Raw genomic sequence first — 20,235 nt, 5'->3', positions numbered from 1 at the left:
TCAGCTCACCACTCCGGTCATGACGGCGACGGGTACGGAGACGAAGCCCGCGGTCAGGCCGAGCGCGAGCACATCGGCCAGGGTCTTGAGCGCGCGGTCGCGCTTGGCGCTGCCCACGCCGAGGGTCTGTGCGGCGGACCAGAAGCCGTGCCGGATGTGCAGGCCGACGGCGAGCATCGCGACGATGTAGATGACGTTGCCGTACCAGGTGGAGAAGGTCGCGACGACGTTCTCGTACGGGTGGCCGGGCTGCGCGTTCGGGTTCACGGTCAGCGTCGTCAGGTCGAGGATGTGCCAGACGATGAAGAGCGCGATGATCACGCCGCCCCAGCGCATGGTGCGGGTCGCGTAGCTCGCGCGGCGCCGCTTGTGCACGTACGCGATGGGCCGGGCCCTGATGTCGCGCCTGCTGAGCTGGTACGCGGAGACGCCGTGGGCGATGACGGCCGTGAGGAGCACCACCCGGGCGATCCACAGGCCCCACTCGTAGTGCAGGACGGGCTCGCCCATGGTGCGCAGCCAGTGGCCGTACGCGTTGAACTCGCCGGGGCCGAAGAAGACCTTGAGGTTGCCCATCACATGGGCGACCAGGTAGGCGATCATGACGAGACCGCTGACGGCCATGACCGCCTTCTTGCCGACGGTGGATCCCCAGAACGTGCGCGTGAGGGACGGTTGTCGATCCGTCCGCGGTGCCAGAGCCATGGGATCGACGCTAGGCGGCCGGATCCGAGAGGTCCAAGACATGGTCCCGCTGATCTCCATAGCGGGCGCCTATGGTGGTGCTATGCAGTTCCAGCAGCTGGTGTATTTCGTCGCGGTCGCCGAGACGCGCCACTTCACGCATGCCGCCGAGCGGGTCCACGTCTCGCAGCCGTCGCTGTCCCAGCAGATCAGGGCCCTGGAGCGGGAGCTGGGTGCCGAGCTGTTCAGCCGGGCCCGCGGCAACATCGCCCTCACGGACGCCGGTGAGGCGCTGCTGCCCCTGGCCCGCCGCATCCTCGCCGACGCGGACACCGCGCGCCACGAGGTGCAGGAGCTGGCCCAGCTGCGGCGCGGGCGGGTGCGGCTGGGGGCCACGCCGAGCCTGTGCACGGGTCTGCTGCCCGACGTGCTGCGCGCCTTCCACGACCTGCACCCGGGGATCCAGCTGCTCATCGAGGAGAGCGGCTCGCACGATCTCGTCCGGGAGCTGGCGCGCGGCGCGCTGGACCTGGCCCTGGTGGTGCTGCCGCTGCCCAGCCCCTCCCCCGCCCTCACCACCGTGGAGCTCCTCCAGGAGGACCTCGTGGTGGTCTCCTCGGCGGCCGCCCCGGCGCCGGCCCGTCCGGTGCGGATCGCCGATCTCCACGACCAGCCGCTGGTGATGTTCCGGCACGGCTACGACCTGCGGGAGCTCACGGTCGCGGCGTGCCGGGCGGAGGGCTTCGAGCCGTCGTTCACCGTGGAGGGCGGCGAGATGGACGCCGTGCTCGGGTTCGTACGGGCGGGTCTCGGGGTGGCGGTGGTGCCCGCGATGGTCGCGGCCCGGTCGGGCCGGGACCTGCGGGTCACCGCCCTCGCCCGCCCGGGGCTGCGCCGGACGATCGCGCTCGCGCACCGCAGCGACGTGGCGCCGCCGCGGGCGGCCCGTGAGCTGCAGCGGCTGCTGCTGGCCCGCCGGGCGGGAGCCTGAGTGCCGGGGCCGGCGGCACGGCTGCCCACCGCCTCCCGCGGCGGGGGCGAGGCCGCGCCCGGCCGGCGGGCTGCTCGTCGCGCCGGCCGCCCTGCTCGTGCGGCGCCGGTCCCGCCGGCCCGGCCGGGCCGGCGGAGGGTCACACCGCGTCGGCGAGGACCAGCGAGTGGATGCGGTCCGGGGAGCCGGGACGGGCGTAGTACCAGCCCTGGGCCGTGTCGCAGCCCAGCTCCCGCAGCTGCTCGGCCTGGGCCCCGGTCTCCACACCCTCCACGGTCACGGCCAGCTCCAGGCTGTGGGCCAGGGAGACGATCCCCTCGACGATCTTGAGGTCGACGGGGTCGGCGGGGTGCTGCTGCATGCCCTGGGTGAAGGAACGGTCCAGCTTCAGCACGCTCACCGGCAGCCGGCGCAGGTTGGCCAGGTTGGAGTAGCCGGTGCCGAAGTCGTCCAGGGCTATGTCGACGCCCATCTCGGCGAGTTGCCGCAGCGGCTTGAGCAGGTCCTCGTCCGCGCCGATCAGCGCCGACTCGGTGACCTCCAGGCACAGCGCCCCCGGTTCGAGACCCGAGCGGTCCAGTACGTCGACGATGTCGGCGACCAGGCCGGGGTGGTGCAACTGCGTCGGCGACAGGTTGACGTTGATCCGCAGCGGCCCGCCGTCGGAGTGCGGACGGCTCCAGAACCGCGCCTGGCGCACCGCCTCCTGCAGCACCCAGCGCCCCAGCGGGACGATCAGCCCGGTGTGCTCCGCGAGCGGGATGAACCGGTCCGGGCCGAGCACCCCGTGCTGCGGGTGGCACCACCGCACCAGGGCCTCGGCGCCGTGCACGCTGCCGTCACCGAGGTGCACCAGCGGCTGGTACTCGATGAAGAACTCCTCGCGCTCCAGCGCCGCCGGGAGCGCGGTGGTCAGGCCGTGCCGGGTGATGGCGCGGGCGTCGGCCTCCGGGTCGGCCCGCTCGAAGCGGTTGCCGCCCGCCGACTTGGCCCGGTACATGGTGATGTCGGCGCTGCGCAGCACCTCCGCAGAGCCGCGTTCCCCCGCCGGCCCTTCGACGACACCCACGCTCCCGCGCACGGTCAGTTCGCGGCCGTCCAGACTGATCGGCGTCGCGAGCGCGGCGAGGATGCGCCGGGCCAGCTCGTCGGCCTGCCGCTGGGTGTCCGGGCCGGTGGTCAGCGCCACGAACTCGTCACCGCCGAGGCGGGCGACCATCTCCCCGGGCCGGGTCGCCACGGACTGGAGCCGGTCGGCCACCTCCACGAGCAGCCGGTCGCCGGCCGCGTGGCCGAGGCTGTCGTTGATGGCCTTGAAGCCGTCCAGGTCGAGGTAGCACAGCCCGAACCGCTGGCCGTCGCCCGCGGACAGGGCCTTGTCGAGCCGCTCGAAGAACAGCGTCCGGTTGGGCAGCCCGGTGAGCGCGTCGTGCGTCGCCTCGTACCGCAGCCGCAGGTTGAGCAGCCGCCGTTCGGTGGTGTCCTCCATGAGGGCGAGCTGGTACTGCGGGCGGCCCTCGGCGTCGCGCAGCAGGGACACCGTCAGGTTGGTCCACAGGACGGTGCCGTCACCCCGGTAGAAGGGCTTCTCGACCCGGAAGTGGTCGCGCTCGCCGCGGACGAGCTCCCCGTACAGCTTCCACACCTGCGGTGCGTCCTCGGGGTGCACCCACTCGCTGACCTTGCGGCCGCGGACGTGGTGCTCCAGCCCGCCGAACATGCGGGTGAGGGCACCGTTGATCTCCAGGACGTTGCCGTCGAGGTCGGCGATGCCGATGCCGATGGCCGCGCCCTCGAACACCGCGCGGAAGCGGGCCTCGGTGGCGTGCAGGGCCTGTTCGGCGAAGCTGCGCGCGGAGAGCGCCGAGCGGGCGATCGACTCCTGCTCCAGGCGGGTGCGCTCGCGCAGCGCCTGGGCGTAACCGGCCGCCAGCGCGTGCTGGAGGCGGGCGCAGCGGGCCCTGAGCTCCTCACCGGACAGGGCCGGTCCGGCCTCGCCGCAGTACAGCACGAGGTAGGAGTCGATCACGCCGAGGGTGCGGCTGAGCGCGTCCGGGTCGGTGCAGTGCGCGGCCACCAGGGCCGTGCCGGTGCCGTGCGCGGGCGACGGGTCGAACGGCCGCGCGTGGAGCGCGTCGCACAGGTCCCGGGCCAGCGGCAGCAGATGTCCTTCGAACTCGGAGCGGGTCAGCGACGTGGCCGTGACGGGGAAGATGGCCCGGCTCCATATCGTCGCGAACCGCCGGAGTCTGTCCTCGAGGCCGTCCGGCTCCGCGCCGGACCGTGCCCCGGATTCCCGAGCCGGCACGCTCACCCTTTGCGCCCCACCCCGGCGAAGCCCGAGAAGGCGTACGGATCCTCCTGGTCCAGCGGGCCCTCCGGGCGCCAGTGCGGCATCGACACGACGCCCGGTTCGAGGAGCTCGAAGCCGTCGAAGAACCGGACGATCTCCTCGCGCGAGCGCATGACGAGCGGGTTGCGGATGTCGCGGTAGACGCCGACCGTGCCGCTCGCGCGCTCCTGGGGCAGCGGGATCCCCTCGTACGAGGCGTGCGTGAGGATCAGGAGGCTGCCGGGCGCGAGGGCATCGCGCAGTTCGGCGACGGCCTGCTGGGGGTCGTCGGCGTCCTCGAGGAAGTGCAGGACGGCGACGAGCAGCAGGGCCACCGGCCGGCCGAGGTCGAGCAGCGTCTCGGTGCCGGGGTCGGAGAGGATGTCCTGGGGCTTGCGCAGGTCGGCGGCGATGACGTCGGCGTTGTCGTTGCCCGCCAGGACGGCCTTGCTGTGGGCGACGGCGACCGGGTCGTGGTCGACGTACACCACGCGGGCGCCGGGGCTCGCGTTCTGGGCGACCTCGTGGACGTTGCCGAAGGTCGGGATGCCGGAGCCTATGTCGAGGAACTGGGTGATGCCCTCGCTCACGGCGTACCGCACGGCCCGGCGCATGAACGCCCGGTTCGCCTGCATGATTTTGGGAAGGCCCGGCATGAAGTCCATGGCCCGGCGGGCTGCTTCCCGGTCGACCTCGAAGTTGTGCGAGCCGCCCAGGTAGTAGTCGTAGATTCGGGACACGCTCGGCACCGAAATGTCGATGCCCGGCGGGGCCCAGGCGGGACGCTCCATCGATGTCTCCAACTAGTCGCCACGGGGATGCGGCCATGTTCATGGCCGGTGTTCGAGCCGAGGCTACTGATCGTCCGCCAGGAGAGCGAGAGGAACCGGAAAATAGCGGTCCGTTCTTGGTCACACGCCGTTGGCACGTGCGACCGGCCCGCCGGTCACGCGGGGGGCGTGGGCCGGCGGGCCGGGGCGGGTGTCCGGCCGGTGGGAGACCGGCCACCCGGGCCGGAGGCGCGTGGGGACTCTGCTGGCGCTCCGGCGGCTGCGGGGGTTTCGCGGTGCTGTTGTACGAACGCTTTCCGCCACTTCCGGCCCGTGTCGCGGGGCTGGGCCGGGTCTCCCGCGGGCTCCGGTGGGGCGGGGGTGCGGCCCCGGGGTCCCGCATGGGTCCCGGGGCCGCTCGGCCGGTGCGGCCGGGGCTACTTGACGACCTTGCCCTCGGGCGAGACGGCGAACCACGTGCCGCCGACGCCCTGGCCGTTGGTGTCACCGGGCTTCTTGTCGCCGGCGAAGGTGTACAGGGGCCAGCAGTCGATCGTCTGCTGCTGGATGCCGTCGGGCCGGTCGAAGGTCACGAAGCCCTTGAGCTTGATGCCCTCGGTGTCGTTCTTGTCGACGGGCGCGACCACCGGCCACTTCTTGAGGCAGTCGCCCGTGCACGCCGTCTTCATCGGCCAGGCGGAGTCCTTCTGGAACCGGTAGACCGTCATGCCGTTCTTGTCGACGACGACCTCGCCGAGCTCCGGGTCCTTGCGGACCGACAGGCCGGCCAGGTCGGCCGGGGTGCCGCCCTCCTCCTCGGCCGCGCCCGCCTCCTCCTCGGCGCCCGTCTCTTCCTCCGCGTCCTCGGAACCGCTGCCCGCGGCGGCCTTCTTGCCGTCCGGGGACGCGGCGTACCAGGTGCCGCCCACGCCCTGGCCCTTGGCCTCACCGGGCTTGGTGTCCTTGGCGTACCGGTACAGCGGCCAGCCGTCGAGGGTGAGTTGCTTGGTGCCGTCGGCGCGGGTCACCTCGCCCATGAGGGAGGCGTCCACGCCGGCCGGCGGCTTGGCCCCGTCGGCGGACACCACCGGCCATGTCTTGGCGCACTCCCCCTCGCAATTGGACTTCGGCGGGCTCGCCGAGTCCTTGTCGAAGCGGTAGAGGGTGAAGCCCTCGCTGTCGGTGAGCACCTTGCCGAGTTCCTTGCTGTCCCACACGGCGAGCTGGCCGGCCGGCCCGGCCGCGGCGCCTCCCTGCTGCGCGGCGCCGCCGGAGCCGTAGCCCGAGCCGTAGCCGCCGGCGTTCTCGGCGGGTGCTCCGGCCGGTGCCGCGGCACCGACGGACTGCCCGTTGGTGTTCTGCGTACCCTTCTCCTGACCGCACGCCGTCGTCAGCGCCAGCACGGCCGCCGCTGTCACCGCGAGCGAGGCGTTCCGCCAGGTCTTCATGTCATCTCCCGTTGCGTCTCAGCCGGTTGCGGCGCCCGTGTGCGCCGTTCATGGCCCTAGGTACGGGCGGGGAGGTGCCGGGTGTTCAACGCGCTCCGGAATTTTCTGCCGTCCTCCCCTTTCCCGGCGCGCGGGCGGGAGGTCACGCAGAACCGCTCCTTCAGGGGAACGGTGCTCGATTCACCGGGTGCGGCGCCCCAGGTGTGATCATGCTCGTGGCCGTGTACGGAAAGATCGCACTGCGGCTGATGCCCGCCGCCGTCCTCACCTGCCTGCTGGTGGCGCCGCCCGCGGCCGCCGACGCCTGCGCCTACGCCACCGTCGGTCCGTCGGGGCCCGGTTCGGCGGTGTCGATCGCCGGAGGCTCCTCGTGCTCGCCGAGCCCGACCCCCGCTCCGACACCGACACCGACGCCCACGCCGCCGCCTCCGCCGCCACCACCGGAACCGGAACCGACGCCCACGCCCACGCCCACGCCCGAACCTCCTCCCCCGCAGGCTGTGCCGGCACCGCCTCCGCGCCCGGCTCCGCCTCCTCCCCCGCCGCCCGCGCCGAGACCCGTACCCGCGCCGACGCCCAGATCCGTGCCCACGCCGACGCCCGAGCCCCCGCCCCCGCCCCCGCCCTCGGCGCTCCCGAAGCCGCCCCCGCCTCCCGTGCCGCTGCCCCGCTACCGGCGTGTGGAGCGCCCCGAACCGGACGGCGGCCCTTCGCCGGTGTCCGTGATGCTCCTGGTCACGGCTCCCGCGGTGCTCGCCGCCGCCGCACTGCGCCCCCGCTCGTCCCGCTGATCCGCTCTCACCGACGGAGGAACCGCCTTGTCGGAATGGCTTGTTCTGTCCATCGCGATGGCCGCCGCGTGCGCCGTCGTCCTCACCATCGTCGTCATCAACAACCGGCGCGTGCCCGACGACGACGATCCGAACGAGACGCCCGATGTGATCGAGTACATGACGATGATGATCGGCGTGGTGTACGCGATCGTCCTGGGACTGGCGATCGCCGGTGTGTGGGAGGGCCGCGGCGCCGCCCAGGAGACCGTCCGCCAGGAGGCGCAGGCGCTGCACGAGGTGGACCGGCGCGTCGCGGTCTGGCCCGACGCCGTGCGCGACCGCATCCGCGACGACGTGGCGGCGTACGTGTCGTACGTCGTGGACACCGAATGGGACCACATGGCCGACCGCGGCGAGCTGACCGAGGAGGGCACCGAGCTGCTGGACCGGCTGCGCCGGGACGTCACCGACTACCGGCCCGCCGACGGGCACGAGGGGGAGGCGTACCAACCGCTGGTGGACCACGTGGCGATCGTCGACGACGCCCGCACCGCGCGCGCCGAGAGCGCGGGTGCCACGATGCCCGGAGTGGTGTGGTTCGGCCTGATCACCGGGGCGCTGGTGACCGTGGGCATGGTCTTCATGCTGCAGATCCGCCGCACCTTCCGCGAGTTGCTGCTGGCCGGCCTCTTCAGCGCGCTGATCGCGTTCCTGCTGTTCCTCATCTGGGCGTTCGACGCGCCGTTCGGGCGGGGGGTGTCCGCGACGCCCGATGCGTTCCTCACGCTCTTCCCACACCTGCGGAGCTGAGGGTGTCCCCCGTTCGGGGGACTCCGGTGCCCCATTCGCCCGTCTGGGATCGCGGGTGTGGTACGGCGCTCCTAGCGTTTCGGGCATCGAGGTGCATATCAGTCCCTTTGTGGAAATCCGTTCCGCAGCTGCTCCTCGGGACCCGGAGGAACGACCATGCGCGCGATACGTGCCGCCTCCGCCGCTCTCCTCGGAGCGGCCGCTCTCGCCCTCACCACCCCCGCCGCCGCGCAGCAGGGCGACTTCGTCATCAGCCCGAGGACCGTCCAGCCGGGCGGCAAGGTGGTGCTCTCCGCCCCCGGCTGCCCGGGCACGGCCATGGCGTCGTCGGGCGTCTTCGACACCGTGACCATCCCGGCCGGCGGCGCGGCGACCGCGACGGTGGACTGGGACGCCAAGCGGGGTGCGGTCTACACGGTGAACTTCACCTGCGCGGGCGGCAGCCCCGGCTCCGCGGACCTCACCATCGCCCTGGCCACGTCCACCCCGACGAGCAGGTCCACCGCCGTGCCGACCGTGACCAGGACGGCCACCGCCACCAGGACCGCGATCGCGCCCACCCAGGGTGTGCGCGGCGGCCTCGGCGGCAGCGTCAACGGCTGGAACACCGGCCAGCTCGCCCTGGGCACGGGTCTGGTGGTCGTGGCGGCCACCGGCGTCATCTACGTGGTGCGCCGCCGGTCCCAGACCCGCCGCCACTGACACGCGCCTCCCGCGGGTACGCCCGCGTACCCGCGGGAAGCCGGAGAACCACCGCACAGGACAACCGGAACCGCCCCACCCAAGCCCGTCGCCCCGAGTCCTCGACGAAGGACTCGGGGCGACGGGCGTATTCGGCCGGACCGGGAGGTTCGGCCGGTCGGACCTCAGCTCAGGCGGCGGCGCCGGTTGATGAACAGCCCGCCGCCGACGGCCGCCGTGCCGACGAGCGCGGCGCCGATGGCCATCTCGGTGGAGCTCGGGGCCATGGAGCCGCCGAGGCCGCCCTGTGCGCCGCGGCCGGCGATCACGGTGAAGGTGCGGGTGACGACCAGGGAGCTGTCGTTGCACCGGACGGCCAGGTTGTACTGACCGGGCGTGGCGTGGTCGTAGATGCGGGGGGTCGCGGCGGACTGGCCGGCGCGGTTCAGGGTGAGTGCGGTGGGAGGGAAGGCGTTGGACGTGACGCTGCCGCCGCGGTCGCACCCCGAGGCGCTCACCGCGAGCTGTCCGCCCTGGTGCACCTGCGTGGGACGGACGGTGACATTGGTGGGACCGTTGCCGCCGCCACTGCCGGTGGCGGCGGCGGTCGGAGCGCAGACCCCGACGGCCGCGAACGCGGTGGCGGCCACCGCGAGAGCGCGTGAAGCACGCATGGTTGAACCTCCAGTGGAAGACGCCCCAAAGCGGCGCTCCGGGAAATTCGACGAGTACGCCTTCCACCACGAACCTTCACAAGCCGGTGTGATCACCGCATTTCGACTGTTGGTCCACCCCGGTGAGGCGACACGCGGTGACGCGGTCCCGCAGCTGACGGAGCCGCAGGTCACAGACCGTCAGACGGTCCGGGACGAGTACTCGGATGGGTCATCACCCGTCCGGCGCCCCGGCCACCCGTTCGCCCTCCACTGATCGCCCGTCCCGTGCGCCGCCCTTAGCGTGCGTACACACGCCTCGAAGGGAGAACCATGGGTCTGGAGCACAGCGGCTTCGAGTGGAGGAGACGCTCGCCGTGGGGCGCACTGGCCCTCGTCCTGCTCACCGGTGCCGCGATGTTGCGCAACGGTCTGGACGACCAGCTCGGGCCGCCGCAGCCGGCGGCCCTCGCGACGCCCTCGGAGCGCGGCGTCGCCATGGCCCCCACCCCGCCGGCCTCGTTGCAGACACTGGCATACGCGCCCGCGTCGCGCATCCGGATCGAGGCGATCGGCGTCGACGCCCCGATCATGGACGTGGGCCTGGACAAGGAGGGCTGGATCGACGCGCCGCCGCCCCAGGATCCCAACCTGGCGGGCTGGTACCAGAACGGCATCTCGCCGGGCCAGCGCGGTACGGCCGTCGTCGTCGGCCACGTCGACAACCAGTCGGGGCCGGCCGTCTTCTACAAGCTCGGTTCGGTCAAGCGGGGCCAGTTGGTGGAGGTGACGCGCTACGACGGCCGGGTGGCGCTGTTCGAGGTCTATGGCATCGAGGTCTTCTCCAAGCACGACTTCCCCGGTGTGCGCGTCTACGGCGACACCGGCCACGCGGAGCTGCGCGTGATCACCTGCGGCGGCGGCTACTCCAAGGCCGGCGGGTACGACGGCAACGTGGTCGTCTTCGCGCGGATGGTGCAGACCCGCTGAGCGTCCGCCGCCGCACGCGGCGCCCGCGCGCGGGCCGCGCGCGGGCGCCGCGCTCACCGGCGCGGCACCGTGAGGTGGTACCCGGCGTCGAGCAGCCGGGGCAGATAGTCCTTCAGCGCCGCCACGCTCTGCGAGCGGTTGCCGCCCGCGTCGTGGGAGAGCACCACGACGCCGGGCGCGGCCCCGTCCATGACGCGGCGCACGATGGCCGAGGTGCCCGGTTCCGTCCAGTCGAGGGTGTCCACGGTCCAGGCGAGCGGCTCCATGCCGAGCTCGGCGCCGATCTCGAAGGAGTGCCGGTTCCAGGCTCCGTAGGGGGCCCGGTACCACAGGGGCGGGGCGCCGGTGCTGCGCTCGATCAGGTCGCTCGTCCTGCCGAGCTCGTCACGGATGCCGGAGGGGGCGAGCTTCGTGACGTTGGGGTGCGACCACGAGTGGTTGCCGACGACGTGGCCGTCGGCGGTCATCTCGCGCAGCAGGTCGGGGCGGGACGCGGCCATCCCGCCGCAGACGAAGAACATCGCCCGCACTCCGTGCGCCCGCAGGGTCCGCAGAATGGCGGGGGTGTAGCGGGGGTCGGGCCCGTCATCGAAGGAGAGCACCATCGTGCGGCCGATGCCGGACACCCGCAGGAGGGGCCGCTGCCGCACCGGTGGCAGGGCGCGGCGGTAGCGGGGCGGACTCTCCGCGGTCATCGGCTGGAGGCGGTACGAGGACGGCGCCAGGCGCGCCGCCGCCTGCGGTCCGGCGGCCGCGGGCGGGGCGGTGGCCGCCCGTCCGGGGCCGCCGGCGGGGGTGGGGCGGGCCGGGCGGGCGGTGGTCGGCCCGGACGGGGTGGGGGTCCGGTCGGGGGCGAAGCGGTCGGAGGCGAAGAGTCCGACCGTGGTGGTGGCCCCGAGCACGGCGGCGATGCGGAGCACCATCCGCCGCCCCGTGGGCAGCTCATCGTTTTTCATGATTAATAACTCGCATGGCGGATGCTCCCGATCGCCGTCCCACACCGGCCGGGCCGGGCGAATGCACTCGATGGGAGGAGCCCGCCCCGGCGTGTCGCCGTGTGCCGGGTCCGTTCGGTGGCGGCGGACCAGCGGGAAGGGCAGCGGGCGGCCTGCGCCGCCAGGGGCGGCTGCCGGGAGGCGGCGGACCCGAACACGGCGACGGGCAGGGCGGGACGTGGGAGGACGTGGCAGGCGGCCGCACCCGGGCCACTTCTCGGGTCACCGGTCCGGCGGGTCGTGTGTGGCGCCTTCCGCCGGACCGTCCGCTGCGCCATCATGATCGGCCGTCAGCCGATGCCGTCCGCAAAGAGGTGACGCTCATGGCCAGGATCCGCGCGGGGCAGGGAATTCTGCGCCGCAAACCCATCGCACTGATCGAGGAGGGCGGCGCTCAGGAGCAGCTCACCCGGACGCTGGGGCTGTGGCAGCTCACGGCGATCGGGGTGGGCGGCATCATCGGCGCGGGGATCTTCACCCTGGCCGGTACGGTCGCCAACGGCACGGCCGGTCCGGCGGTGCTGGTGTCGTTCCTCGTCGCCGGCGTGGCGAGCGCGGCCGCCGCGTTCAGCTACGCCGAGTTCGCCGGGCTCATCCCGAAGGCGGGATCGGCGTACACGTACGGCTACGCGGTCCTCGGCGAGCTCGCCGGCTGGTTCATCGGCTGGGACCTGCTGCTGGAGTACACCGCGATCGTGGCGGTGGTCGCGATCGGCATCTCGGGGTACTTCAACTTCCTGCTCGGAGAGGTGGGGGCGGAGCTGCCCGCCTGGATGCTGGGCGCGCCGGGCACGGGCGAAGGCCACCGGGTGGACCTGTTCGCCGCCCTGCTGTGCCTGCTGATCGCCTATCTGCTCACGCTCGGCATCAAGAACGCGGCCCGTTTCGAGACGGTGGTCGTGGTGCTGAAGGTGCTCGTCGTGCTGCTGGTGATCGTGGTCGGCTTCTTCCACATCACCTCGGCGAACTACAGCCCCTTCTTCCCGTACGGCGTGGGCGGGGCGTTCACGGGTGCGGCGACGGTGTTCTTCGCGGTGTTCGGGTACGACGCGATGTCGACGGCGGCGGAGGAGTCCAAGGACGCGCAGCGGCACATGCCGAAGGCGATCCTCTACTCGCTGGCGATCTCGATGGTGCTGTACGTGCTGGCGTGCCTGGTCCTGACGGGCATGCAGAACTACACCGAGATCGACAAGGAGAGCGGTTTCTCCACGGCCTTCAAGTCGGTCGGCCTGGGCGCGCTCGCGGATGTCATCGCGGTGGGCGCCATCATCGGCATCCTCACGGTGATGTTCACGTTCATGCTGGGCGTGACCCGTGTGTGGTTCTCCATGTCCCGGGACGGGCTGCTGCCGCGGTGGTTCGCCAAAACGCACCCGACGCGCCACGTGCCGACCCGGGTGACGTGGATCGTGGGTGTCGCCTCGGCGCTGATCGCCGGGTTCCTGCCGATCGGCGAGGCGGCCGAGCTGACGAACATCGGCATCCTGCTGGCGTTCGTCGTGGTGTGCGTGGCGGTCATCGTGCTGCGCTACAAGCGGCCGGACCTGCCCCGCACGTTCCGCACGCCGGGGATGCCGGTGGTGCCCGCGCTCGGCGTGGTCTTCTCGATCTGGCTGATCACCTTCCTGCAGTGGCAGACGTGGGCGCGGTTCGCCGTCTGGCTCCTGCTGGGGCTGGTGGTGTACTTCGCCTACTCGTACCGCAAGTCCAACCTGGCGAAGCCGGGGGCCGGCGCGGAGGAGGTGCCGCGGCGGGGCCCGGGGGCCGGAGCCTGACGCCCGTCACTTGCCCATCAACAGGCCGTCCTCGTCCGCGCCGCGGGCGAGGACGGCCCGCTGGATCTCGCTGCGGACCGGGGTGAGGTCCTGGCCGCTGTCGATGGCGGCGTTGACGTTGACGACCCGGCCGGTGGCGGTGTTGAACCACTGCGGGAGGTACTCGGCCTTCTCGACCTCCCAGCGACCGCCCGGCTCGGCGGGGGGCGTGAAGGTGAAGCGCCCGATGGTGCCCTGGTTGCCGCGCGGGTCGCGCGCCCCCAGATTGTTGATCATGTCCCCGGCGATCTGGTCGCCCATGCCGTAGATGACCCACGTGCCGTTGACCTTCTCGTACGCCTGCGGGGCGTGGACGTGGGTGCCGACGATGAGGTCGATGTCGGGACGGCCGTCGCGGGCGGAGGCGGTGAGGCTCCGGGCGAGGTCGAGCTGCTGCTGATCGGGGTCGCTCTGCCACTCGGTGCCCCAGTGCATGCTCACCACGACGACGTCGGCGCCGGCCTCGCGCGCCGCCCGGGCGTCCGCGACGATCGTCTCCTCGTCGATGAGGTCGACCGCCCAGGACTGCTCCGCGGGCAGCGGGTCGGCGTTGGTGCCGTAGGTGTAGGCGAGGTGCGCGACCGTGGCGCTGCCCGCCTTCAGCAGGGTGGGGCGGGCGGCCTCCTCGGCGGTGCGGGCGGACCCGGCGTGCCTGACGCCCGCCTTGTCGAGGGCGTCGAGGGTGCGGCGCAGGCCGTCGAGGCCGTCGTCCAGGGTGTGGTTGGACGCGGTGGAACAGGAGTCGTAACCGGTCTCGGCCAGCGCGGCGGCGACCTGCGGCGGTGACTTGAAGCTGGGGTAGCCGGTGAAGGGGCCGCCGTCGGGGCCGTAGACGGTCTCCATGTGGCAGAGGGCGACGTCGGCCGCCGAGACGACGGGCCGGACGCCGGAGAGCATCGGGCGGAAGTCGTAGCCCTGGCCGTTCGCGTCCGCCTGTGCCTGCCGGATGATCGAGGCGTGCGGCAGGACGTCGCCGCTGGCCACCAGGGTGAATCCGCGCCGCTCGCCGTGCGCGGCGGCGCCGGCGGCCGACGAGGGCACGGCCTCCTGCCGGCCCGTCTGGGCGGGTGCGCCGTGCGGCTGCGTGCCCGCACAGCCCGCCGTGGCGGCGAGCAGTACGGCGGTCGCGGCCACCGTGGTGTGCCGGGTGCGTGGGGTGGTCATGGCCGGGCTCCGTAGGACGTGGGGGCATCGGATGCTGGCTCCCTGATCCATACGGGAAATGAGGATCATTCAATCCTGATCATCACAGAATCACACTAATCCCCTGAAGGGTTACGTACCGTCGCCGGACGACCGCTCGCCGCACCATTCGCCGCTCGGTGCGACCGCTCGCCGCACATCGCGGTGCGCCGCCTGTCCCTGCGGGCCCTGATGCGTTCGGATACGGACCCAGTGACGCGGCACGGCGCGAAAGGGTGTGAACGATGACGACGGCGACGGCGGACACCACCGACGAGCGGACGCTGGCGCAGCTCCAGCGCGACCACGGGCCGGCGCTGCTGGGCTTCCTGCTCGGACTGACGTACGGGGACCAGCAGCGCGCCGAGGACCTGATGCAGGAGACGCTGGTCCGGGCGTGGCAGCACCCCGAGGCGTTCGAGGCACCGTACGAGTCGATGCGGCCGTGGCTCTTCACCGTCGGCCGGCGCCTCGCGATCGACGCGCGCCGCTCCCGGATGGCCCGTCCCACCGAGATCGGCGACGGGATGCTCGCCGCCCTCCCCGAGCCGGCCGACCCCACCGAGTCGGCGGTGGCGGCCCTCGACGTCCGCGCGGCGGTACGGGAACTGAGCCCCGAGCACCGCGCGGTCCTGGTGCGCATCTACTTCGACGGCCTGACGGTCAACGAGGCGGCGGCGGACCTGGGCATACCGGCCGGCACGGTGAAGTCGCGCTCGCACTACGCGCTGCGCGCGCTGAGCCGGTACCTCCCGGGCTACCCCGTACGCCCCTGACGGCCCTCCCGGCATCCGCTCCCCCGTGCGTCACCGGCCCGGGCCGGAACGTATGCGAAACCACAGCACCGAGTTGAGAAAAGCGGCGCCCCGGCCGCCTCCCACGGTGGAGGCTCGTCCCCGGGAGGCGCGCGCCGCGACAGGAGCCCGCGCACCGACGTACGTCCGGGAGAAGGTGGGAACGTTGCAGCCCGAGAGCACCAACGGCACCGACGGAGGCGGGCTGGCAGTCCCGATGGCCTGGTTGTGTGCCGAGTACGTGGCCGATGAGCTACTGCGGGCGGGCGGCCTGGTGGAGCCGGGCTCCCTCGAGTACGGGGCCGGCCGGCGGACGCTGGCGCTCACCGTCTACCTCTGCGGAGGGGCGCAGCCGTCCCCCGGCACCGGCGGCGAGGACGTCATGGAGGAGTGGCTCGCGCTCACCGCGTACGGCCACCCCTGGGAGGACTGGGTGCGCGAGCGGCTGGCCGCGCGGGGGGAGCGCGACGGCGACGAGGACGAAGGGCTCGGGCTCGCCCGTGAGACGTGGCGGCTGCTGGAGTCCACGCAGCTCCTCGCCACCGACCTCGGCGCCCTGTCCGCCGCCCCGGCCGCCGGCCTCGCCGTCGACGAGTCCGCACGCGTGTGGCTGCCGGCCTGGCAGGTGGGCCTCACGCTCGGGCACCTCGCGCTGCGCCTGTACTGAATCCGCGCGCCGCGGCACGCCGCGGGGCGCCGCCGATGTTCAGTGCGGCTGAACCGGACGCGCCCGGACCGTGGACGGCAGGTCCTGGTGCCCGCCGCTGGCGAGCATCCGCACCTCTCCCTGGTCGCTGATCTCCGCCAGCACGATGCCCGTGTCGTCCGCGTAGACCGGGTGCCCGCCGGCGCCGGTGCGCTGCGTGCGGTGCACCTCCACGGTGTCCTCCCGCCCGAAGTCCAGCTCGTAATGATCATGGATCGGCATGGCTGCCTCCCGGTGGAGCGATGGGCGCCATGACACCCCGCGTCCCCCCAACGGGACCATTCATTCCTTTCCGGGCGCCGGGCGGTCGCGGTGGACACCGGCGTGGTACTTGGGGACACGCACCGTGACCTTCATGCCCGCGCCCACGCCCGTCTCGACGACGAGTCCGTACGCGTCCCCGTACACCTGGCGCAGCCGCTCGTCCACGTTGGACAGGCCGATGCCGGACGCCTGCGGGCGCTCCCCCGCGAGGATGGCCCGCAGCACGCCGGGGTCCATGCCGACGCCGTCGTCCTCGATGGTCACGACCGCCTCGGCGCCCGCGTCACGGGCCGCGATGGTCACCCGGCAGGTGGTGCGGGAGTCCTCCAGGCCGTGCTTGACCGCGTTCTCGACCAGCGGCTGGAGGCACAGGAACGGCAGGGTCACCGGCAGCACCTCGGGGGCCACCTGGAGCGTGACCTGGAGGCGGTCGCCGAACCGCGCGCCCGCCAGCGCCAGGTACTGCTCGATGGAGCGCAGCTCGTCGGCGAGCGGGGTGAACTCGCCGTGCCGCCGGAAGGAGTAGCGGGTGAAGTCGGCGAACTCCAGGAGCAGTTCCCGGGCGTGCCCGGGATCGGTGCGGACGAACGAGGCGATGGCGGCGAGCGAGTTGTAGATGAAGTGCGGCGAGATCTGGGCGCGCAGGGCGCGGATCTCCGCCTCGGCCATCCGGGTGCGCGAGCGGTCGAGCTCGGACAGCTCCAGCTGGACCGAGACCCAGCGGGCCACCTCGGTCGCGGCCCGCACGAGCACGGCCGACTCGCGCGAGCCGTACGCGACGAGCGCGCCGAGCACGCCGTCCTCGCCGGTGAGGGGGGCGATCACGGCCCAGCGCAGCGGGCAGTCGAGGTCGTCGCACTCGACGCGCACGCTCTGGCTGCGGCCCGAGTCCAGCGGCTCGGCGACCAGCCGCATCGCGTGGTCGCGGTGGTGGCCGGCGCCGGGCCCGTCCCAGGCGAGCACGGCGGTGCGGTCGGTCAGGCACAGCGCCTCGGTGCCGAGCAGGGGCCGCAGACGCCGGGCGGCCCTGCGGGCGGTGTCCTCGGTCAGCCCGGCGCGCAGGGGCGGGGCCGCGAGGGACGCGGTGTGCAGGGTGTGGAAGGTGGCGCGTTCGACGGGGGTGCCGAGGTCGAGGACGTCCCTGCCCGCCCGGCGGGCGGTGAGCCGGCCGGCGGCGAATCCGGCGGCGAGCAGGACGGTTCCGGCGGCGGCCAGCGCGGCGAGGAGCGTGCCGCTCACGGGGCGGCCCCCTCGGGGTCGGGGCGGCCGGCCAGCTCCTCGGGCAGGTGGAGCCGGGCCAGGATCACGGGGGTGCCGGCGGGTATGCGGCGGGGCGTGGCCAGGGAGACGGCCACCATGGTGAGGAAGCCCAGCGGCACGGACCACACGGCGGGCCAGGCCATCAGGGTGTGCGGCCAGCCCTCGGGGGCGAGCCCGGCGCGGGTGGCCATCACGGCGGTGAGCGCCGCGCCGCCGCCGACGACCAGCCCGGACACGGCGCCGGGCGGGGTGAGCCGCCGCCACCAGATGCCCAGCACCAGCAGCGGGCAGAACGACGACGCCGACACCGCGAAGGCCAGGCCGACCGCGTCCGCCACGGGGACCTTCGTCGTCACCAGGCTCAGGCCGAGCGGCACGGCCATGGCGAGCGGGGCCGCCAGCCGGAAGTGCCGTACGCCGCGCGTGGGCAGCACGTCCTGGCCGAGCACCCCGGCCACGGACATCGTCAGTCCGGAGGCCGTCGACAGGAACGCCGCGAACGCACCGCCCGCGAGCAGTGCTCCGAGCAGCTCCCCCGCCAGGCCGCCGACGACGCGGTCCGGCAGGACGAGGACGGCGGCGTCGGCGGCGCCGGTCAGCGCCAGCTCGGGCGCGTAGATCCGGCCGAGGGCGCCGTACACCGGGGGGAGCAGGTAGAACGCACCCACCAGGCCGAGGACCACGAGGGTGGTGCGGCGGGCCGCCCGCCCGTTGGGGCTGGTGTAGAAGCGGACGGCGACGTGCGGCAGGCCCATCGTGCCGAGAAACGTCGCGAGGATCAGCCCGTAGGTGGCGTACAGCTGGTTGCCGTCACGGCCGCCCGCGAGCGGCTGCGACCACCCGAGGGGGTCGGTCCCGGTCGCGGCGCGCTCCGGTACACGCGCGCCCTCGGGGAACCGCAGCGTGGTGCCCGCCTCGACGCGATGCGTGCCTTCCTGGAGCGTGACCGTGTCGTCCGCGTACGGGACGGAGTCGACGCGTCCGGTGACCGTGAGCGTCAGCGGGGCGTCGACGTCGACGCGTACGGTGTCGTCGACGCGTACCGCCGTGTGCTCGCGGAAGACGGCCGGGGCGTCGAACCGGGCGCGGGGGGCGCCGTCGCCCAGCCAGGCGGTGACCAGGAAGAGCACCGGCACCAGCAGTGCGGTGAGCTTGAGCCAGTACTGGAAGGCCTGGACGAAGGTGATGCTGCGCATGCCGCCCGCCGCGACCGCGCCGGTGACGACGACGGCGACGACGAGCCCGCCGACCCATTCGGGCGCGCCGGTGAGGATCTCCAGCGTCAGGCCCGCCCCCTGGAGCTGCGGCAGCAGGTAGAGCCAGCCGATGCCGACGACGAACAGGCTGGCCAGACGCCGCACCCGGGGCGATTCGAGGCGGGCCTCGGCGAAGTCGGGGAGCGTGTACGCGCCGGAGCGGCGCAGCGGGGCGGCGACGAGGACCAGCAGCACCAGGTATCCGGCGGTGTAGCCGACGGGGTACCACAGCATGTCGGGGCCCTGGAGCAGGACGAGCCCGGCGATGCCGAGGAAGGAGGCGGCGGAGAGGTACTCGCCGCTGATGGCGGCGGCGTTGAGGCCGGGCCGCACGGTGCGGGAGGCCACGTAGAAGTCGGAGGTGGTGCGGGAGATGCGCAGGCCGAGGGAGCCGATGAGCACGGTGGCGAGGACGACGACGGTGACGGCGGTCACCGCGTAGGTCTGGTTCACGTGCGGTCGTCCACGCCGGTCAGCGGCCTTCCACCAGTCCGGTGAAGGCGCGTTCGTTGCGCTCGGCCCGGCGGACGTACCAGCGGGCGGTCAGCCACATCACCGGGTGCACGCCGACGGCCAGGGCGGCCCACACGAACGGCGCGGGCGACGGTGCCGCGGCGTCCAGGGCCTCGGGCAGCGCGAACAGCAGCGGCAGGCTGCCGACCAGCAGGGCGAGCGCGCCGAGCGCGTACAGCGCGGCGCGCAGCTGGCTGCGCATCAGCGAGCGCACGTAGGTGTGGCCGAGGGAGGTCTGCTCGCTGATCTCGGAGCGGGCGGGCGCGTGCAGCCGCGGCGGGCGGGGCGGCCTGTGGGCGGCCCGCGGCACTCCGGTCACGGTCTCGCGGCGGGGGCGGCGCGCGACTGGGTGCTCTGCGGGCATCGTCGTCCGGGGCGGCTCGTCGGGGGCGCGGCCGGCTCGGTTCTGCCGGTCCGGTGCGTGGAGTCTACGCAGAAGCGGTGGCTGAAGGTAGACCTGTTCTTCCGCTGTGCGGGCTCAGCCGCGGACATGCCGCATCAGCAGGTCGCGCAGCTGGCGGGCGTGCCGGCGGCTGACCGCGAGCTCGGCGCTGCCGACCCTGACGGTGGTCGCACCGGCGTCGAGGCGCAGCTCGTCGATCCGGCCGAGCGCGACGAGGTGGCTGCGGTGGATCCGTACGAAGCCGCGGGCCGCCCAGCGCTCCTCCAGGGTGGACAGCGGGATGCGGACGAGGTGGCTGCCGTCGTCGGTGTGCAGCCGCGCGTAGTCGCCCTGGGCCTCGACGTAGGCGATGTCGTCGATCGGTACGAAGCGGGTGACGCCGCCGAGTTCGACCGGTATCTGCTCCGGCGTCGCGCTCGCGGCGCCGGGCCGGTGGTCGGCGGGTGCGGTGAGGTCGCTGACCCGGCGGACGGCCTCGGCCAGCCGTTCCTTGCGCACGGGCTTGAGGACGTAGTCGACCGCCTTGAGGTCGAAGGCGTGGACCGCGAAGCCCTCGTGGGCGGTGACGAACACGATCAGCGGCGGCCGGGCGAAGCCGGCGAGCAGCCGGGCGACGTCGAGTCCGGTGAGCCCGGCCATGTGGATGTCGAGGAAGACGACGTCGATGGCGTCCTCGCCGTCGGGGCCCGCGTCGAGGGCGCGGCCGATGCGGCGCAGGGCCTCGGTCGCGTCGGTGGCGCCTTCCGCGCTGCGCACCCGGGCGTCGGAGCGGAGCAGGTAGAGGAGCTCTTCGAGGGCGGGTTTCTCGTCGTCGACGGCCAGTGCGCGCAGCATGGTGCGGAGTGTAGGCGCGGGGTGATTGAGCGAGAAGCCGCTCGTATGCGTACTCGTTCACGACAGCACAGCAGGACAT

21 protein-coding genes are annotated in these 20,235 nt (G+C 73.2%); 8 read left to right on the top strand and 13 right to left on the bottom strand.

Going from position 1 to position 20,235, the window contains the following annotated elements; all coding sequences use genetic code 11:
- The gene (locus tag ACIA79_RS19265; protein ID WP_399429504.1) at positions 1-705 is read right to left on the bottom strand and encodes a succinate dehydrogenase cytochrome b subunit; all 705 of its coding nucleotides are present in this window, start codon (positions 703-705) and stop codon (positions 1-3) included.
- 82 nt (positions 706-787) lie between these two features.
- On the opposite strand from ACIA79_RS19265, the gene ACIA79_RS19260 reads away from it, so the two are divergent.
- A complete protein-coding gene (locus ACIA79_RS19260) occupies positions 788-1,675 on the top strand; it encodes a LysR family transcriptional regulator (RefSeq protein WP_399429503.1) in 888 nt (295 codons plus the stop codon).
- Between the two features lie 139 nt (positions 1,676-1,814).
- On the opposite strand, the gene ACIA79_RS19255 is transcribed toward ACIA79_RS19260, so the two are convergent.
- From ACIA79_RS19255 to ACIA79_RS19240, 4 genes are all read right to left on the bottom strand, one after another.
- Positions 1,815-3,989: a putative bifunctional diguanylate cyclase/phosphodiesterase gene (locus tag ACIA79_RS19255; protein ID WP_399429501.1), complete on the bottom strand. Its 2,175-nt coding sequence runs from the start codon at positions 3,987-3,989 to the stop codon at positions 1,815-1,817.
- Positions 3,986-4,798 carry an SAM-dependent methyltransferase gene (locus ACIA79_RS19250; RefSeq protein ID WP_399429500.1) on the bottom strand — a complete coding sequence of 271 codons (813 nt, stop codon included), beginning with the start codon at positions 4,796-4,798 and terminating at the stop codon, positions 3,986-3,988. The genes ACIA79_RS19255 and ACIA79_RS19250 overlap by 4 nt, the downstream gene beginning before the upstream one ends.
- Positions 4,799-5,214: 416 nt before the next feature.
- Positions 5,215-6,225 (bottom strand): SCO0930 family lipoprotein, encoded by a 1,011-nt coding sequence (locus ACIA79_RS19245; RefSeq protein WP_399429499.1) that lies wholly within the window; start codon positions 6,223-6,225, stop codon positions 5,215-5,217.
- A gap of 310 nt (positions 6,226-6,535) precedes the next feature.
- Positions 6,536-6,700, bottom strand: coding sequence for a hypothetical protein (locus ACIA79_RS19240; RefSeq protein WP_399429498.1), 165 nt, complete (start codon positions 6,698-6,700; stop codon positions 6,536-6,538).
- A 109-nt stretch (positions 6,701-6,809) separates the two neighbouring features.
- On the opposite strand from ACIA79_RS19240, the gene ACIA79_RS19235 reads away from it, so the two are divergent.
- From ACIA79_RS19235 to ACIA79_RS19225, 3 genes are all read left to right on the top strand, one after another.
- Positions 6,810-7,016, top strand: coding sequence for a hypothetical protein (locus ACIA79_RS19235; protein ID WP_399429497.1), 207 nt, complete (start codon positions 6,810-6,812; stop codon positions 7,014-7,016).
- 27 nt (positions 7,017-7,043) lie between these two features.
- A complete protein-coding gene (locus ACIA79_RS19230; RefSeq protein ID WP_399429496.1) occupies positions 7,044-7,808 on the top strand; it encodes a DUF4239 domain-containing protein in 765 nt (254 codons plus the stop codon).
- A gap of 156 nt (positions 7,809-7,964) precedes the next feature.
- Positions 7,965-8,510 carry a hypothetical protein gene (locus ACIA79_RS19225; RefSeq protein ID WP_399429495.1) on the top strand — a complete coding sequence of 182 codons (546 nt, stop codon included), beginning with the start codon at positions 7,965-7,967 and terminating at the stop codon, positions 8,508-8,510.
- Between the two features lie 164 nt (positions 8,511-8,674).
- Here the strand turns inward: ACIA79_RS19225 and ACIA79_RS19220 are convergent, their stop codons facing one another.
- Complete coding sequence (locus ACIA79_RS19220; RefSeq protein WP_399429494.1) at positions 8,675-9,163, bottom strand: hypothetical protein; 489 nt, start codon at positions 9,161-9,163, stop codon at positions 8,675-8,677.
- Between the two features lie 312 nt (positions 9,164-9,475).
- Between ACIA79_RS19220 and ACIA79_RS19215 the strand changes: the two genes are divergently transcribed.
- The gene (locus tag ACIA79_RS19215) at positions 9,476-10,132 is read left to right on the top strand and encodes a class F sortase (protein WP_399429493.1); all 657 of its coding nucleotides are present in this window, start codon (positions 9,476-9,478) and stop codon (positions 10,130-10,132) included.
- 53 nt (positions 10,133-10,185) lie between these two features.
- On the opposite strand, the gene ACIA79_RS19210 is transcribed toward ACIA79_RS19215, so the two are convergent.
- Entirely contained in the window at positions 10,186-11,088 is a 903-nt protein-coding gene (locus ACIA79_RS19210; RefSeq protein WP_399429492.1) for a polysaccharide deacetylase family protein, read from the bottom strand.
- Positions 11,089-11,450: 362 nt separating this feature from the next.
- Between ACIA79_RS19210 and ACIA79_RS19205 the strand changes: the two genes are divergently transcribed.
- Positions 11,451-12,905 (top strand): amino acid permease, encoded by a 1,455-nt coding sequence (locus ACIA79_RS19205; protein ID WP_399429491.1) that lies wholly within the window; start codon positions 11,451-11,453, stop codon positions 12,903-12,905.
- 6 nt (positions 12,906-12,911) lie between these two features.
- On the opposite strand, the gene ACIA79_RS19200 is transcribed toward ACIA79_RS19205, so the two are convergent.
- Entirely contained in the window at positions 12,912-14,108 is a 1,197-nt protein-coding gene (locus tag ACIA79_RS19200) for a CapA family protein (RefSeq protein WP_399429489.1), read from the bottom strand.
- A gap of 263 nt (positions 14,109-14,371) precedes the next feature.
- Between ACIA79_RS19200 and ACIA79_RS19195 the strand changes: the two genes are divergently transcribed.
- Both ACIA79_RS19195 and ACIA79_RS19190 read left to right on the top strand, forming a co-directional pair.
- Positions 14,372-14,902 (top strand): sigma-70 family RNA polymerase sigma factor, encoded by a 531-nt coding sequence (locus ACIA79_RS19195; RefSeq protein WP_399429488.1) that lies wholly within the window; start codon positions 14,372-14,374, stop codon positions 14,900-14,902.
- Positions 14,903-15,086: 184 nt separating this feature from the next.
- Complete coding sequence (locus ACIA79_RS19190) at positions 15,087-15,587, top strand: hypothetical protein (protein WP_399429487.1); 501 nt, start codon at positions 15,087-15,089, stop codon at positions 15,585-15,587.
- Positions 15,588-15,626: 39 nt separating this feature from the next.
- On the opposite strand, the gene ACIA79_RS19185 is transcribed toward ACIA79_RS19190, so the two are convergent.
- The 5 genes from ACIA79_RS19185 to ACIA79_RS19165 form a co-directional block, all read right to left on the bottom strand.
- On the bottom strand, positions 15,627-15,848 hold the full coding sequence (locus tag ACIA79_RS19185; protein ID WP_399429486.1) for a DUF6296 family protein: 222 nt from the start codon (positions 15,846-15,848) through the stop codon (positions 15,627-15,629).
- Between the two features lie 60 nt (positions 15,849-15,908).
- Positions 15,909-17,129, bottom strand: coding sequence for a sensor histidine kinase (locus tag ACIA79_RS19180; protein ID WP_399429485.1), 1,221 nt, complete (start codon positions 17,127-17,129; stop codon positions 15,909-15,911).
- On the bottom strand, positions 17,126-18,859 hold the full coding sequence (locus tag ACIA79_RS19175; RefSeq protein ID WP_399429484.1) for a cation acetate symporter: 1,734 nt from the start codon (positions 18,857-18,859) through the stop codon (positions 17,126-17,128). The genes ACIA79_RS19180 and ACIA79_RS19175 overlap by 4 nt, the downstream gene beginning before the upstream one ends.
- Positions 18,860-18,878: 19 nt before the next feature.
- Positions 18,879-19,283 carry a hypothetical protein gene (locus tag ACIA79_RS19170; RefSeq protein ID WP_399429483.1) on the bottom strand — a complete coding sequence of 135 codons (405 nt, stop codon included), beginning with the start codon at positions 19,281-19,283 and terminating at the stop codon, positions 18,879-18,881.
- A gap of 114 nt (positions 19,284-19,397) precedes the next feature.
- Positions 19,398-20,156 carry a LytR/AlgR family response regulator transcription factor gene (locus ACIA79_RS19165; RefSeq protein WP_399429482.1) on the bottom strand — a complete coding sequence of 253 codons (759 nt, stop codon included), beginning with the start codon at positions 20,154-20,156 and terminating at the stop codon, positions 19,398-19,400.
- Between the last annotated feature and the right edge of the window lie 79 nt (positions 20,157-20,235).

It is taken from the genome of Streptomyces sp. NPDC051310 (genome assembly GCF_044455245.1).
GTDB lineage: Bacteria > Actinomycetota > Actinomycetes > Streptomycetales > Streptomycetaceae > Streptomyces.
This window is presented reverse-complemented; position numbering and strand designations above follow the sequence as displayed.

Coding starts and splice junctions, on each gene's coding strand:
- ACIA79_RS19200 (WP_399429489.1), bottom strand. CDS start 14,108: ATGACCACCCCACGCACCCGGCACACCACGGTGGCCGCGACCGCCGTA.
- ACIA79_RS19260 (WP_399429503.1), top strand. CDS start 788: ATGCAGTTCCAGCAGCTGGTGTATTTCGTCGCGGTCGCCGAGACGCGC.
- ACIA79_RS19205 (WP_399429491.1), top strand. CDS start 11,451: ATGGCCAGGATCCGCGCGGGGCAGGGAATTCTGCGCCGCAAACCCATC.
- ACIA79_RS19185 (WP_399429486.1), bottom strand. CDS start 15,848: ATGCCGATCCATGATCATTACGAGCTGGACTTCGGGCGGGAGGACACC.
- ACIA79_RS19215 (WP_399429493.1), top strand. CDS start 9,476: ATGGGTCTGGAGCACAGCGGCTTCGAGTGGAGGAGACGCTCGCCGTGG.
- ACIA79_RS19225 (WP_399429495.1), top strand. CDS start 7,965: ATGCGCGCGATACGTGCCGCCTCCGCCGCTCTCCTCGGAGCGGCCGCT.
- ACIA79_RS19220 (WP_399429494.1), bottom strand. CDS start 9,163: ATGCGTGCTTCACGCGCTCTCGCGGTGGCCGCCACCGCGTTCGCGGCC.
- ACIA79_RS19210 (WP_399429492.1), bottom strand. CDS start 11,088: ATGAAAAACGATGAGCTGCCCACGGGGCGGCGGATGGTGCTCCGCATC.
- ACIA79_RS19195 (WP_399429488.1), top strand. CDS start 14,372: ATGACGACGGCGACGGCGGACACCACCGACGAGCGGACGCTGGCGCAG.
- ACIA79_RS19250 (WP_399429500.1), bottom strand. CDS start 4,798: ATGGAGCGTCCCGCCTGGGCCCCGCCGGGCATCGACATTTCGGTGCCG.
- ACIA79_RS19245 (WP_399429499.1), bottom strand. CDS start 6,225: ATGAAGACCTGGCGGAACGCCTCGCTCGCGGTGACAGCGGCGGCCGTG.
- ACIA79_RS19165 (WP_399429482.1), bottom strand. CDS start 20,156: ATGCTGCGCGCACTGGCCGTCGACGACGAGAAACCCGCCCTCGAAGAG.
- ACIA79_RS19265 (WP_399429504.1), bottom strand. CDS start 705: ATGGCTCTGGCACCGCGGACGGATCGACAACCGTCCCTCACGCGCACG.
- ACIA79_RS19170 (WP_399429483.1), bottom strand. CDS start 19,283: ATGCCCGCAGAGCACCCAGTCGCGCGCCGCCCCCGCCGCGAGACCGTG.